The organism is Mesorhizobium sp. AA22 (assembly GCF_001672375.2).
Taxonomy (GTDB): Bacteria; Pseudomonadota; Alphaproteobacteria; order Rhizobiales; family Rhizobiaceae; genus Mesorhizobium; species Mesorhizobium wenxiniae.
This window is the reverse complement of sequence record NZ_CP048406.1, coordinates 2347715-2360761: the sequence shown is the minus strand read 5'-3', so window position 1 is coordinate 2360761 and position 13047 is coordinate 2347715. Positions and strand designations below refer to the sequence as shown.

General features: G+C 64.1%; 13 protein-coding genes. 7 read left to right on the top strand and 6 right to left on the bottom strand.

The window, feature by feature from the left end; all coding sequences use genetic code 11:
* The first annotated feature begins 4 nt into the window (after positions 1 to 4).
* Entirely contained in the window at positions 5 to 463 is a 459-nt protein-coding gene (locus A9K68_RS11605; RefSeq protein ID WP_065012071.1) for a MarR family winged helix-turn-helix transcriptional regulator, read from the top strand.
* A gap of 26 nt (positions 464 to 489) precedes the next feature.
* Here A9K68_RS11605 and A9K68_RS11600 read toward each other — a convergent pair whose 3' ends face one another.
* Positions 490 to 1668: an MFS transporter gene (locus A9K68_RS11600; protein WP_065012031.1), complete on the bottom strand. Its 1179-nt coding sequence runs from the start codon at positions 1666 to 1668 to the stop codon at positions 490 to 492.
* 195 nt (positions 1669 to 1863) lie between these two features.
* Between A9K68_RS11600 and A9K68_RS11595 the strand changes: the two genes are divergently transcribed.
* From A9K68_RS11595 to carB, 4 genes are all read left to right on the top strand, one after another.
* A complete protein-coding gene (locus tag A9K68_RS11595) occupies positions 1864 to 2220 on the top strand; it encodes a helix-turn-helix transcriptional regulator (protein WP_065012030.1) in 357 nt (118 codons plus the stop codon).
* A 225-nt stretch (positions 2221 to 2445) separates the two neighbouring features.
* Positions 2446 to 3204 (top strand): metallophosphoesterase family protein, encoded by a 759-nt coding sequence (locus tag A9K68_RS11590; protein WP_065012029.1) that lies wholly within the window; start codon positions 2446 to 2448, stop codon positions 3202 to 3204.
* 429 nt (positions 3205 to 3633) lie between these two features.
* On the top strand, positions 3634 to 4401 hold the full coding sequence (locus A9K68_RS11585) for an SH3 domain-containing protein (protein ID WP_348640714.1): 768 nt from the start codon (positions 3634 to 3636) through the stop codon (positions 4399 to 4401).
* A gap of 235 nt (positions 4402 to 4636) precedes the next feature.
* Positions 4637 to 8140: a carbamoyl-phosphate synthase large subunit gene (gene carB, locus A9K68_RS11580; protein ID WP_065012028.1), complete on the top strand. Its 3504-nt coding sequence runs from the start codon at positions 4637 to 4639 to the stop codon at positions 8138 to 8140.
* A 191-nt stretch (positions 8141 to 8331) separates the two neighbouring features.
* Here carB and A9K68_RS11575 read toward each other — a convergent pair whose 3' ends face one another.
* The gene (locus tag A9K68_RS11575) at positions 8332 to 8796 is read right to left on the bottom strand and encodes a DUF6644 family protein (RefSeq protein ID WP_065012027.1); all 465 of its coding nucleotides are present in this window, start codon (positions 8794 to 8796) and stop codon (positions 8332 to 8334) included.
* On the bottom strand, positions 8797 to 9186 hold the full coding sequence (locus A9K68_RS11570) for a DUF6152 family protein (RefSeq protein ID WP_065012026.1): 390 nt from the start codon (positions 9184 to 9186) through the stop codon (positions 8797 to 8799).
* A gap of 473 nt (positions 9187 to 9659) precedes the next feature.
* On the opposite strand from A9K68_RS11570, the gene A9K68_RS11565 reads away from it, so the two are divergent.
* Complete coding sequence (locus tag A9K68_RS11565) at positions 9660 to 9980, top strand: DUF1476 domain-containing protein (protein ID WP_065012025.1); 321 nt, start codon at positions 9660 to 9662, stop codon at positions 9978 to 9980.
* 135 nt (positions 9981 to 10115) lie between these two features.
* Here A9K68_RS11565 and A9K68_RS11560 read toward each other — a convergent pair whose 3' ends face one another.
* From A9K68_RS11560 to A9K68_RS11550, 3 genes are all read right to left on the bottom strand, one after another.
* On the bottom strand, positions 10116 to 10664 hold the full coding sequence (locus A9K68_RS11560) for a DUF4142 domain-containing protein (protein WP_065012024.1): 549 nt from the start codon (positions 10662 to 10664) through the stop codon (positions 10116 to 10118).
* 142 nt (positions 10665 to 10806) lie between these two features.
* The gene (locus A9K68_RS11555) at positions 10807 to 11550 is read right to left on the bottom strand and encodes a DUF899 family protein (RefSeq protein WP_065012069.1); all 744 of its coding nucleotides are present in this window, start codon (positions 11548 to 11550) and stop codon (positions 10807 to 10809) included.
* 309 nt (positions 11551 to 11859) lie between these two features.
* Positions 11860 to 12282 carry a lysozyme inhibitor LprI family protein gene (locus A9K68_RS11550; RefSeq protein WP_065012023.1) on the bottom strand — a complete coding sequence of 141 codons (423 nt, stop codon included), beginning with the start codon at positions 12280 to 12282 and terminating at the stop codon, positions 11860 to 11862.
* 198 nt (positions 12283 to 12480) lie between these two features.
* Between A9K68_RS11550 and A9K68_RS11545 the strand changes: the two genes are divergently transcribed.
* Entirely contained in the window at positions 12481 to 12828 is a 348-nt protein-coding gene (locus A9K68_RS11545) for a hypothetical protein (RefSeq protein WP_029350104.1), read from the top strand.
* Positions 12829 to 13047: the final 219 nt, after the last annotated feature.

The window sequence follows — 13047 nt, the reverse complement described above, 5'->3', positions numbered from 1 at the left end:
CACGATGCCGAAAGCCACCCTCCCCGGCCTGAGCCTTTGCAGCAACGCCGTGCTGCGCCGCGCGACGCGCAAGCTCGGCCAGTTCTATGACGATGTGCTGGCCCCCTCGGGCCTGAAGGCGACCCAGCAAGGTCTGCTCTACCAGATCCATATCGGCGACGAGCCGGCCATGGGCGCCATTGCCGCGGCCCTCGTCATGGACCTGTCGGCACTTGGCCATACGCTGAAGCCGCTGATCCGCGACGGTTACGTCGAGACCTTCACTGATCCGGACGACCGCCGCATCAAGCGCGTGCGGCTGACGCCGCAGGGCTCGGTCAAGCTCGATGAAGCCATGAAGCTGTGGCGCGTCGCCCAGCAGCGTTTCGAGGACATTGTCGGCAAGGAGCAGGCGGCAAGGCTGCGCTCGGCGCTGGATGACATCGCCGCGCTGGATTTTGGTATACCGCCGGCAGCGCCCTGAGGTCTCGGCCAGCGGGTAGCCAGACTTTATTCGGCCGGCATGGCAATCGCCCGTGCTGCCCGGTGGCCGGCCAGCATGACGCCAAGACCCAGGATCGGGAACACTGCCGCGACCAGGCCGAGATCGGCTGGCGCGCCATAGCGCAGCACCGTGCCGCCGACGACGGCGCCCAGCGCCACGCCGAGATAGAGCGCCGAGCCGTTGAGTGACAGCACGATAGGCGCTGCGTCGGGCGCCAGCCTGATGATGCGGCTTGCCTGCGCCGGCGGGAAGGCCCAGCCGACGATACCCCACGGGACCATCATGGCCATCAGCGCCGGCCCGGCGATGCTGTGCGGCAGGAATGCCGGGATGACCGAAAGCATGACCAGCATGACCGCACTCAGCGCCAGCGACCAGCTGACGGTGCGCGTCGCGCCGAAGCGGTCGGCGGCCTGCCCGCCGGCAATGTTGCAGATGACGGCGCCGACGCCGAAGGCAAGCAGCATCCCGGGCAGCGCGATCGGACTCAAACCCCCGCCTTCGATGGCTAGCGGCGCGACAAAGGCAAAGACCGTGAAGGCTCCGGTGAGCGCCAGCAGCGTGGTCAGCAGGATCGATGGCACGCCGGGGCGCAACGTTGCGGCCAGCCGCTGCCTGAGCGGCAGCTTGGTGCCGACGATGCCCCGCGGCAGCCGATACCACAGGATTGCGCCGGCCAGCGCGCCGAGCCCGGCGATGGCAAAGAATGTGCCGCGCCAGCCGGCAAGGGTCGCGACAAGCGCGCCGAGCGGCGCGCCGACCGCCACCGCCACCGTGGTGCCGCCGACGACGACGGCAATGGCGCGGGCGCGGTGATGATCATCGACAAGCGCCACGGCCGTCCCCTGCGCCGTCGCCGCGAACAGGCCGGACGACAGCGCCATGACGATGCGCGCTATCAGCAGCAATTCGAACGAGGAACTCAGCGCCGCCGCCAGATTGCCCAGCACGAAAAACACCAGCGTCCACAAGATGACGCGCCGACGGTCCCATTCGCCGGTGAGCGTCGCCAGGATCGGCGTACCGAGCGCATAGGCGAGCGCGAAGGCGGTGATCAGCGTCCCGGCGAGTGGAACCGAGATGGCGGCATCGGCTGCGATGTCGGGCAACAGGCTCGAAATGACGAAGCCTTCGGTCGCGATCGTGAATGATCCGAGCGCAAGCCAGATGAGGCGCTTGTCCATGGCAACAGATCCTTAGTTCAAAAGTTATTGAACAATTGTACATAATGGGGCATGGTGTCAATGAAGCCACCTGAGAATAGCGGAACCCTCCTGACAGCTCTATGTCAGGACCAGGTGGCGGGAGGTGGAAACTGCGTGCATCCATCAAGGAGGAGATGCGTTGAAATCGGCCCTGATTGCGCTTAGTTCCTGGGCATGACCCTGCCCCATCCCTCCGCCGACCAGATCAGCCTGTCAAACGTGCTTGCCGTGCTCGGCGACCCCACCCGGCTGGCCATCGTGCGCTATCTCGCCAGCAAGGAAGGCGTGCCGCTGAACTGCAGCCAGTTCCTCGACCTCTGCTCGAAAACCAATCTCAGTTATCACCTTGCCAAATTACGCGAGGCCGGCGTCACACGCACCGAGGTGGTCGGCACCAGCCGGCTGATCACGCTGCGCCGCGACGACCTCGATGCCCGCTTTCCGGGCCTGCTCGACAGCGTCATTGCCGCTGCCGTCAACGATACGGCGCTGCCCGCGGTAGGCGCGTCCGAGATCGAAGTCCGCGCCTGAGGCTGTTCCTCGCCCCCGTGCAACGGGGGGAGAGGTGGCCGCGAAGCGGCCGGAGAGGGGGCTCCGAAGCGAACAAGCGATCGCTTTGAGGGCTCAAGGGTGGCGGGCAGTCCCCCTCTCCGTCTCGGCTTCGCCGAGCCACCTCTCCCTCACTTCCGCGAGGAACCAAAGTCCTGCAAGGTCCGCCCTTCCCGACCAGTAACTCGTCAACCAACGGAGCTTCCCATGCGCATTGCCGTCCTCGCCGATATCCACGGCAACGTCCTCGCCCTGGACGCCGTGCTCGACGATCTGCGGCAGCGCGGCGGCGCCGACCTCGTCGTCAATCTCGGCGATTGCGTCTCCGGCCCGCTCTGGCCGCGCGAGACTTTTGCGCGGCTTGAAGCGCTCGCCCTGCCGACGGTGCGCGGCAATCACGATCGCCGCGTCGCCCGCGACTCCGCCGATGAAACCATGTGGCCGTCCGACCGCTACGCGCAGGAACGGCTGACATCGGCGCAGCGCGAGGCGCTGTTGGCCTTGCCCCTCACGCTGGAGATCGCGCCGGGCGTGGTTGCCTTCCATGCTCGGCCCGACCACGACGAAAAATATCTGACCGATACGATAGCCAGCGGCCGGCTGGTGCGCGCACCGTTGGCCGCCATCAAGCGACGGCTGGCCGCGCTCGATCCCGCTTGCCGCATCGTGCTGTGCGGCCATAGCCACCGCAGCGAACTGATCCGTATCCCCGACGGCCCTGTCGTCTTCAATCCGGGCAGCATCGGCTGCCCCGCTTATGGCGACGACACGCCACCGGCGCATGTCTCGGAGCAAGGCTCTCCGCATGCACGCTACGGCATTGTCGAACTGGGTGAGCCGGGCCGCCCCTACCGTTTTGCGGCCATCGCCGTCGACTATGACCATGAGGCGGCAGCGCGGCAGGCCGAACAGGCGGGACGGCCGGAATGGGCCCACGCGCTGCGAACCGGGTTTATGTCGGGTTGAACGAGGTACGAGTTCCCAGGCTGAACGCGGAACGCGTTCATGCCTCAGGCTGAGCGAGGTACGAGCTCATGCCGCCAAGCTGAGCTTGCTCATGCCGCAGACTGAGCTTGCTCATGCCGCACCCTGAACTTTGTTCATGCCGGGGCCGCATTTTCGGACTTACATAGCGCCATGTCGTCGTTTATAAAATCGACCTGGAATGCGGTGGCGTTTCCGTGCCAGGCCGCGCCTCCGGGAATGCTTCTATCGCCCACGGCCAAAATGATGAGGCGCACAGTTACGCTCCGAACGACGCTGTACGCGCTCACTGCCGCCCTTCTCCTGCTGACGGCGCTGCTGCCGGCCAAAGCCGAGGAGGCGCCGATCGTTTCCATCGTGACCGACCTCGCTCCAGGCGATCTCCTGAACGTCCGCGCCACGGCATCGGCGATGGGCAAGATCAAGGCTCGGCTGCCTAACGGTACGAGCGTCAACAATCTCGGCTGCAACGACGTCAATGGCTACCGCTGGTGCAGGGTCGCAGAAATTGACAATCCGCAACTGACGGGATGGGCTCCCGCGCGCTACCTGAACCCCGACAATCCGGCGGCCGTTTCGGATGCGGATGCCGAAACGACCGGCGAAGGCACGGCTCCTGCACCCGAGGTTTCGAACCTGGTATCCGCAGATCAGCCGCTTCCCGACCTGACAGCGCGCCTGGGCGCGCCAGAAACCACGATGACAGCCGCCGACGCAATCGGCAGGGCGGCCATCGAAGACGCTTACCGCCTGGCGCTCGCGGCCAGCGGAAATCCTTCGACCGGCGAGACGCAGTCGCCCGCAGCAGCGGAGGAACCCATCCGGCATCGCGCCGCCAATACAGCGCCTCCGGCCAACGCACAGACCGTTGCGCGGCTGCAGCCGCCGGGGAGGCCCGCGCCGGCCCTGGGTGCCCGCAACGAGATTCCTTGCGCGCGCTATGTCGGCCAGCCGATGACCAGCTGCAAGGCGGGCGTTGTGCATACGGGCGACAAAGCCGAGGTGACCGTGACCTGGCCCGATGGCGGCACCCGCATCATCAGTTTCCAGGCCGGTCGGCCCGCCGGTTCGAATGCATCAGCTGAATTCCGCTTCACGCGCGAGGGCAGCCTGAACATGATCCGTGTCGGCGTTTCCGAACGCTTCGAGATTCCTGATGCTTTGGCGACCGGAAGCTAGGGGGAGTGGGCTGTCCTAATTGTCGAAATCAGCGCCGCCCGGCGAAGTGCGAATTCAACGGGAAGCGATTGCCCTGCTGTTGAAACCCCACACAAACCCGCATTTTAGGGGGTTACATCAGGCAAAACTCTTCCCTATAAGGCCCTCCTAGCCTGATACCAGAATCGCGAGCACAACCGGCCGGGTCTTCCCGTCCGGTTTTTCGTGCAAGCCGCCTGCCGAACGGACCCTCGATATGCCAAGACGCACCGACATCAAGTCGATCCTGATCATCGGGGCCGGCCCCATCGTCATCGGTCAGGCCTGTGAGTTCGACTATTCGGGCACCCAGGCCTGCAAGGCGCTGAAGGAAGAGGGTTTTCGCGTCATCCTGGTCAATTCCAACCCGGCCACCATCATGACCGACCCGGAGCTGGCCGACGCCACCTACATCGAGCCGATCACGCCGGAGGTGGTAGCCAAGATCATCGCCAAGGAGCGGCCCGACGCACTGCTGCCGACCATGGGCGGCCAGACCGCGCTCAACACCGCTCTGTCGCTGCGCCGCATGGGTGTGCTCGAACGCTACAATGTCGAGATGATCGGCGCCGATGCGCATGCCATCGACAAGGCCGAGGACCGGGCGCTGTTTCGCGAGGCGATGAACAAGATCGGCCTGGAGACGCCGAAGTCGATGCTGGCCAACGCCACCGACGTCAAGAACGCCGACCGCAAGACGCACGAGGCCGAGCGTGCCGCGCTCAAGGCTGAGAAGCCCGAGAACCTCGACGCCGCGCTCGACGCGCTGGAAACCCGCTGGAACCTCGGCGAGGGCGACCGCAAGCAGCGCTACATCAGCCACGCCATGGCTATCGCCGCACAGGCGCTCGACCATGTCGGCCTGCCGGCCATCATTCGCCCGTCCTTCACCATGGGCGGCACCGGCGGCGGCATTGCCTACAATCGCGCCGAATTCTACGAGATCGTCCAGTCGGGCCTCGACGCCTCGCCGACCACCGAAGTGCTGATCGAGGAAAGCGTGCTCGGCTGGAAGGAGTACGAGATGGAGGTCGTCCGCGATAAGGCCGACAATTGCATCATCGTCTGCTCGATCGAGAACATCGACCCGATGGGCGTGCACACCGGCGACTCGATCACCGTCGCCCCTGCGCTGACGCTGACCGACAAAGAATATCAAATGATGCGCAATGCCTCGATCGCGGTGCTGCGCGAGATCGGCGTCGAGACCGGCGGCTCCAACGTGCAGTTCGCCGTGAATCCTGCAGATGGAAGACTTGTGGTGATCGAGATGAACCCGCGCGTCTCGCGCAGCTCTGCCTTGGCCTCCAAGGCGACCGGTTTTCCCATCGCCAAGATCGCCGCGAAACTCGCCGTCGGCTACACGCTGGACGAGTTGGAGAACGACATCACCGGTGGCGCCACGCCGGCTTCGTTCGAACCGTCGATCGATTACGTCGTCACCAAAATCCCGCGCTTCGCCTTCGAGAAATTCCCCGGCGCCGAGCCGGTGCTGACTACGGCGATGAAGTCGGTCGGCGAGGTCATGGCCATCGGCCGCACTTTTCAGGAATCGCTGCAGAAGGCGCTGCGTGGACTGGAAACCGGCCTGACGGGTCTGGACGAGATCGAGATCCCCGGCATCGGCCACGGGAGCACGCCAGCCAACCACGCCGACGACCGCAACGCCATCCGCGCCGCATTGGGCACGCCGACGCCCGACCGGCTGCGCATGGTGGCGCAGGCGATCCGCATGGGCACCTCGCTCGAAGATGTGCACGCCATGTGCAAGATCGATCCTTGGTTCCTCGAGCAGATCGCCGGCATTTTGGCCATGGAAGATCGCATCCGCGAGCATGGCATCCCGCAGGACGCCGCCAATCTGCGCATGCTGAAGGCGATGGGTTTTTCCGACGCCCGCCTCGCGTCCCTGGTCAGGAAAGACGTGGAAGAGATTCAGAAGATTCGCGAAAAGCTCGACGTTCATCCGGTTTACAAGCGCATCGACACCTGCGCCGCCGAGTTCGCCTCGCCCACCGCCTACATGTATTCCACCTATGAGACGCCCTTCGCCGGCGCGCTCGCCAACGAGGCGCAGGTGTCGTCGCGCAAGAAGGTCGTCATCCTCGGCGGCGGCCCGAACCGCATCGGCCAGGGCATCGAGTTCGACTATTGCTGCTGCCACGCGGCTTTCGCGCTGCGCGATGCCGGCTTCGAGGCGATCATGATCAACTGCAATCCGGAGACCGTCTCGACCGACTACGACACCTCGGACCGGCTCTATTTCGAGCCGCTGACGCCGGAGGACGTGCTGGAGATCGTGCGCGCCGAACAGGCGTCGGGCGAGTTGGTCGGCGTCATCGTCCAGTTCGGCGGCCAGACGCCGCTGAAGCTCGCCGACGCGCTGGAGAAGGCTGGCATCCCGATCCTCGGCACCTCGCCCGACATGATCGATTTGGCCGAAGACCGCGACCGTTTCCAGAAGCTGCTGCACAAGCTTGGCCAAAGCCAGCCAAAGAACGGCATCGCCTATTCGGTCGAGCAAGCCCGCCTCGTCGCCGGCGAGCTCGGCTTCCCGCTGGTGGTGCGCCCGTCCTATGTGCTCGGCGGCCGTGCCATGCAGATCATCCACGACGAGAGCATGCTGCAGACCTACCTGCTCGACACCGTGCCCGGCCTGGTGCCGGAGGACATCAAGCAGAAATACCCCAACGACAAGACCGGCCAGATCAACACGCTATTGGGCAAGAACCCGCTATTGTTCGACACCTATCTCTCGGGCGCCATCGAGGTCGATGTCGATTGCCTATGCGACGGCACGTCGACCTTCGTCTCCGGCATCCTGGAACATATCGAGGAGGCCGGTATCCATTCGGGCGACAGTGCCTGCTCGCTGCCGGTGCACTCGCTGCCCTCGGAGCTTGTCGACGAGCTGGAGCGCCAGACGGCCGCGCTCGCCCGCGCGCTCAATGTCGGCGGGCTGATGAACGTGCAATATGCGATCAAGGACGGCACAGTCTATGTGCTGGAGGTCAATCCGCGCGCGTCGCGCACCGTGCCCTTCGTCGCCAAGACCATCGGCCGTCCCATAGCGAAAATCGCCGCCCGCATCATGGCCGGCGAAAAGCTTGAAGACGCCTTCGCCCATTATGGCGCCATGCCCGACCCCCGCAACCCCGGCCACATCGCGGTCAAGGAAGCGGTGTTCCCCTTCGCCCGCTTCCCCGGCGTCGACATATTGCTCGGCCCGGAAATGCGCTCGACCGGCGAAGTCATGGGTCTCGACCGCGACTTCGCGCTGGCCTTCGCCAAGAGCCAGTTAGGGGCGGGCGTCGATCTCCCCCGCGCGGGCACGCTGTTCGTCTCGGTGCGCGACGAGGACAAGAAGGGCATATTGCCGGCGGTCAAGCGCCTGGCCGGCCAAGGCTTCAAGGTTATGGCCACCTCAGGCACCGCCCGCTTCCTCGCCGAAAACGGCGTCGTCGCGGAAAAGATCAACAAGGTGCTGGAAGGACGGCCACACATCGAGGACGCCATCCGCAATCGCCAGGTGCAGATCGTCTTCAACACGACTGATGGCCAGAAGGCGGTGTCGGACTCGAAATCGCTGCGCCGCGCGACGCTGATGCAGAAAGTGCCGTATTACACGACGCTGTCGGGTGCGGCTGCGGTGGCGGAGGCGATTGCAGCGCTGAGGGCGGGGAGTTTGGAAGTGCAGCCGCTGCAGGAGTATTTTGCTTAGGTGATTAGCCAATCTCCCTCCTTGTGGGGGAGATGGCCGGCAGGCCAGAGGGGGGCGCTGTCCCGCCAACGCTGCGATTCCTACAGCACCCTGATCCTTTCGTGCCGATCCGCCTACCCCATAGGGTGAAGAGGGCGGCCCAACCCGCCCGAGATTTGACCGCAAAACAGCTGTCTTTGCCGTCGCTCGCTCTAGTTGAGAAACCCGATAAACCGTCCCGCGAACAGCACCGACGTCCACAGCACAAGCGAGAGCACAGCCAGGATGGTCACAGTCCCACCCGCCGGCTCGTCGCCGCCTTTTGCGCGGCGCATGAAGACGAGGAAGTTGGCCCCGGCGAGAAGGATGAGTGTCATCTTGGCCAGAAAAATTGGCATCGCCGCATACTCGCTCGCCCTGACTGAAAAGAGCAGCGACCCCGTGGCAAGCGCGCCGGCGAACGTGGCCAATGCGGTGCGGCGCAGCACCGCGATGAACGCCGCGTAGGGCAGCGAGCGGAATGCGCCGAGGACCCTGAGGTCCATCAGCCAGACGCTGGTCAGCAGCGCGCCGATCGACATGATGTGCAGCGCATTGACGATGGGGTATGCGACGAAGGATGCCTTCAGTGCCCGCACGAAGGCGAGTTGCTCGATGCCGGCGAGGAACTCGTCCATTCAGGCCGGCGGCACGCGGTCGGGATAGACATCATAATTCTTGCCGTTGAGGATGACGCGGGACGCTTTCATACGCTTTTCGGTCTCGTCGAGCGAGCGGTGGCCGATCGCGGTCACCTCGTCGCCAACCTTGGCAACCTCCTCCGTGAAGCCGGCGGCGATGGTGCGGGACGGCGGCGCCATCTCCACCCGCCAGGCCTCTCCCTCGACGTCGACATCCAGCGTGGCGTGCGGATTGCCGATATAGATGGCCGTGATCTTGCCCCTGAGTTCGAAAAACCCGTCCTGCGTCCACGACCAGCCATGATGGGCGTAAGCTGTAGCGGCGGCGGCAAGGATCACCGCTGCTGTCAGCGCGGCGCTTCTGATCCCGTTGAAAGGTGACTGCATCGCTCGCCTCCTCGGTTCGTCCCGCCATTCGAGACTAGGTCACGGCGCGGCAACGTCAAATCACATCGGTGCGACGGGCAGTCGGCGAAGCTGCCGTTCTCCCCCCCTTGCGGGGGAGATGCCCGGCAGGGCAGAGGGGGGTGCTGTCCCTCCGACCTGTCAACCAATACGCGCACTCAAGCTGAATCCAGGTTGGGAATGGCTCAAGTCAGAAGTTGGCGATCCTTCCCACCCCCTCTGTCCTGCCGGACATCTCCCCCGCAAGGGGGGAGATTGGATGCCGCGTCGGCTTTCGCCAACCACCAACGTTGGAAGGCAGGGCATTATGGGCAGCGCCAACCTGAAGCGATTGCCGTTCGGCAGGAACGGTCCGGTCTTGCTTCTGACATCTATGCACGCCATGTTCGACCCCTAGCCCGCTCTTCTTCTCCATCGAATGAAGGTCGGAGACTCACATCTGAACGAGGCACACCATGAGCAGTATGAGAGACCGTCAGGAAGGCTTCGAAAAGAAGTTTGCGATGGACGAGGACACGAAATTCAGGGCCATGGCGCGCCGTAACAAGCTGCTCGGCCTATGGGCCGCCGAAAAGCTCGGCAAAACCGGTGAGGACGCCGACGCCTATGCGAAAGAGGTGGTGCGCGCTGACTTCGAAGAGGCCGGGGACGACGACGTGTTGCGCAAAATACGCGCCGATTTCGACGCGGCGGGCGTCGCCCAGTCGGATGTTCAGATTCGCGGCGCCATGGACGAACTGCTGGTGACCGCGGTCGAGCAGATCAAGAACACCTGAGAGCTGCGCCAGCCTAAAGCGCGTCGCGACGCGCTTTAGGCACTTGTTTTATGCGTGTCGTTATCCCCAAACTGCCGCGCACCCTCGGGTCAAGGCCCGGGTCAAGGCCGAGGGCATGCTTTTGGGCGATATGCATTAGCTGTGAGCGGCCACCAGATCCTTTATGTGTTTTTCGTGCATCCGCAGCGTCGGTAGCGTCTTCTTGGCGAATTCCTTCAGCGCCGGGTCTTCGCCCGACTGCGCATAGGTGGAAAACAGCGCCAACGCCTGCTTGTGCGCCTCGGTCTGCAGGAGGATGTATTTCGCCTGGAATTCATCGCCATCCAAGCCCTTGAGCTGGTCTAGCATCGTCTGATCCCTCGGCAACAAAGCGGGGCCGCTCGCCGTAACCGAGGCCGTGGTCTGGCTCTGTTCCAGAGCTGCCTTGAAATCCTTGCCAGCCTTGGTGTGATCCCTGACCATCATCGCGGCGAATTCCCTGACATCGGCGGCGACATTCTTTTGTTCGGCCAGCTTGCTGCTTTCAATCTCGAAGCGGTTGGCGCTGGGGACAGTTCTGGTGAAGGTTTCGGTCTCGATCTTGGTTTCGCCGACAGCCGGTATGTCGGCCGGCGTGGCGGATTGGGCGAAGGCCGGCGTGCCGGCAAACAAAGCGACCATGGCAAGCGTGAGATGCGGTTTCACAGGAAATCTCCGGGTTTGTGATCCTCGAAGAGTCCAACGCGACACAAGCGGCGAAGTTGCGCGACGGGACAGGAATGAGGTTTCGGCGATCCTGCCAACACAGCCCGGCGCCGATACGCCGGAATGTGCTTGGCTGCCAAGGTCAGTGGCAGCACGCGCCGGCATACTGCAGCTGCTCATCCCAGTCCGGTCGGCCTTCAGGTGTGAAATCCATCAGGTTCCACAAGGGCTCGCAGGTGCCGACGGCGCGCGGGTCCTGGCCGGGTTCGGTGGGCGCGAAACCAAGCTCCGAACTCCAGAAATGGCGAATGCCGTCGGCGTCGCGATGGAACACCGACAGCATCGGCAACTGCGCACCGTCGTCGGCCTCGGCGTGGTAGTCGCGCTTGAAGCTGTTGCCGGCCGAGGAGAGCAGCCGCATGTTCGTCCAGCCACGGTCGCGGCCAAGTGTGATCAGGTTTTCGAGCGCGGTCTTGCCCACCACGGCGAAGTTGAAGCCGGCGGCCTCGAGATGGTCGATGGCGCCGTCGAACTGATCGAGCAGCGCCGTGCAGGACGGGCATGGCTGGTCGGCCCGCGCGAGCTTGGCCGTGCCGCCGCTTGTCGCCACGTCGCGCGTCTCCTGCGGATGGCGCGGAAACATCATCGAGTAGACGATCAGTGTGTCCTTGCCAGGCGAAAACAGCTCCGACAGTTTTATCCGAGCCGGCTTGCCGTCGGGGCCAAGCCCGTCGAACACATAGTCCTCAGGCACCAGCCCGCCCGGCGGCAGTGCGCGGCGGGCGACGGCTACATCCTCCATTGCGCGGCGCAGCTCGATCTCCTTCTGCAAAAGGGTTTCGCGGGCGGCGCGGTATTCCTGGGATTCGTTGGGAAAGGTGATCATCGTCATCTCCATCAGCCGTGCGTTTGACGACGCCTGCCTGTTCGCGGCAACGCGCCTTGCCTCTCAAGGACGCATCGCGAAGGACGGTTCCGACATTTTTGCACACGCAAGCGGCAGAAGTCCCCTCACCCAGCCTCCGCTTCGCTGCTGACCTCCCCCAAGGGAGAGGAGACTGTCAACGCCGGTGCCAACCTCTTCTCCCCGCCGGGGAGAAGGTTGCCGCCCACGGGTCTTGCCTCCGGCAAGCCCGAGGACAGGCTCCGCGGTCGGATGAGGGGGACCTCACATGGGATACCGGGACAAACGAAGTTACTGCGCCGCCGTCACCGGGCAATTGGCATCGCCTTCCTGGCAATTGAGGTAGCCCTGGAAATCCCTCAGCCGGTTGTCGGTGACGGCCTCCTGGCAGCCGGCGACGACCATTGGATACATGCTGCCGGCCATGTCGGGCGGGCCGCCCTGAAATTTGCACTCGGCATCGCGGAAAGCGACCCAGGCGCGCTGCGCATCGACCAGCAGCTTCTTTGACGCCGCATTGTCCTTCAGCCGACCCTCGATCTGCTTGTAGGCGTCGTTGAGCTTTTTGTCGGCCTTCGCGAGCGACTTGCCGGCGCATTCGTTCATGGTCGTTTGATCCATCGCATTGGCGCAATCGTCGGCCGCTCGCGCCTCGTTGGCGAATAGCGGAACGGCGAGGATAAAGGTGGCGAGGCCGGTTTTGGGAAGCCGCATCGTGTTTCTCCGATTTTCGAGGGCCCCCGCTGTAACAAAGCTTAACCGTGAGACGAATACAGGCAAGATGCAGCTCGTCGCCTTGGTGGACAGTTCCTTTCAGGTCGGCCCCAACGACTGCGAAGCAATAGCGTTGCGGAACGGGATGCATCTCACGCATTTTTCGTTCAGGATCATAGGTCCATATCGGGAAGAACCATGCGCGAAGCCGACAATGACGAAATCGACCTGCGCTGCCCGCAGATCGTTGCCGATAATGCCGCCATGGGCCTCAGGCTGCGCGGCATATTTGGTCGCGGCGGCACCGAGGTCGGGGTTGCGCGGGCGACCGAGCTCAAGAACCGCGATAAACTTTCGCCCTCCACCATCCAGCGCATGGTCAGCTATTTCGCCCGCCATGAGGTCGACAAGAAGGGCCGTAACTTCGGCAGTGAAGAAAACCCGTCGGCCGGTTACATCGCCTGGCTTCTATGGGGCGGCGACGAAGGCCGCTCCTGGGCGCTCGAGCTCAAGCAGAAGATCGGCAACGCGCCGACTGAGCGATAACAAAGCAGTTGGCCTTGGAAACAGGAAGATGCGCGGGCGGTGCCAGGTAGCGTACGAGCAGTCGGATCCCGAACCCACCTCGGGACCGGCCGTGGAACGCGGCTGACACATGCCGGTGCAGCCCCCTCCGACACCTTCCGGTCGTTACCCCGACCGAACGGCGTGGCAGGGTGTTAGCATTTGCGGATGGCGACCTATGTGAAGCAGTTTCCCAACAAT

Excerpts from the sequence above, each read along its gene's own strand:
- A9K68_RS11605 (WP_065012071.1), top strand. The coding sequence starts at position 5 with ATGCCGAAAGCCACCCTCCCCGGCCTGAGCCTTTGCAGCAACGCCGTG.
- A9K68_RS11570 (WP_065012026.1), bottom strand. The coding sequence starts at position 9,186 with ATGCAGTCACCTTTCAACGGGATCAGAAGCGCCGCGCTGACAGCAGCG.
- A9K68_RS11555 (WP_065012069.1), bottom strand. The coding sequence starts at position 11,550 with ATGATCACCTTTCCCAACGAATCCCAGGAATACCGCGCCGCCCGCGAA.
- A9K68_RS11565 (WP_065012025.1), top strand. The coding sequence starts at position 9,660 with ATGAGCAGTATGAGAGACCGTCAGGAAGGCTTCGAAAAGAAGTTTGCG.
- A9K68_RS11595 (WP_065012030.1), top strand. The coding sequence starts at position 1,864 with ATGACCCTGCCCCATCCCTCCGCCGACCAGATCAGCCTGTCAAACGTG.
- carB (WP_065012028.1), top strand. The coding sequence starts at position 4,637 with ATGCCAAGACGCACCGACATCAAGTCGATCCTGATCATCGGGGCCGGC.
- A9K68_RS11550 (WP_065012023.1), bottom strand. The coding sequence starts at position 12,282 with ATGCGGCTTCCCAAAACCGGCCTCGCCACCTTTATCCTCGCCGTTCCG.
- A9K68_RS11590 (WP_065012029.1), top strand. The coding sequence starts at position 2,446 with ATGCGCATTGCCGTCCTCGCCGATATCCACGGCAACGTCCTCGCCCTG.
- A9K68_RS11545 (WP_029350104.1), top strand. The coding sequence starts at position 12,481 with ATGCGCGAAGCCGACAATGACGAAATCGACCTGCGCTGCCCGCAGATC.
- A9K68_RS11575 (WP_065012027.1), bottom strand. The coding sequence starts at position 8,796 with ATGGACGAGTTCCTCGCCGGCATCGAGCAACTCGCCTTCGTGCGGGCA.
- A9K68_RS11600 (WP_065012031.1), bottom strand. The coding sequence starts at position 1,668 with ATGGACAAGCGCCTCATCTGGCTTGCGCTCGGATCATTCACGATCGCG.
- A9K68_RS11585 (WP_348640714.1), top strand. The coding sequence starts at position 3,634 with ATGGGCAAGATCAAGGCTCGGCTGCCTAACGGTACGAGCGTCAACAAT.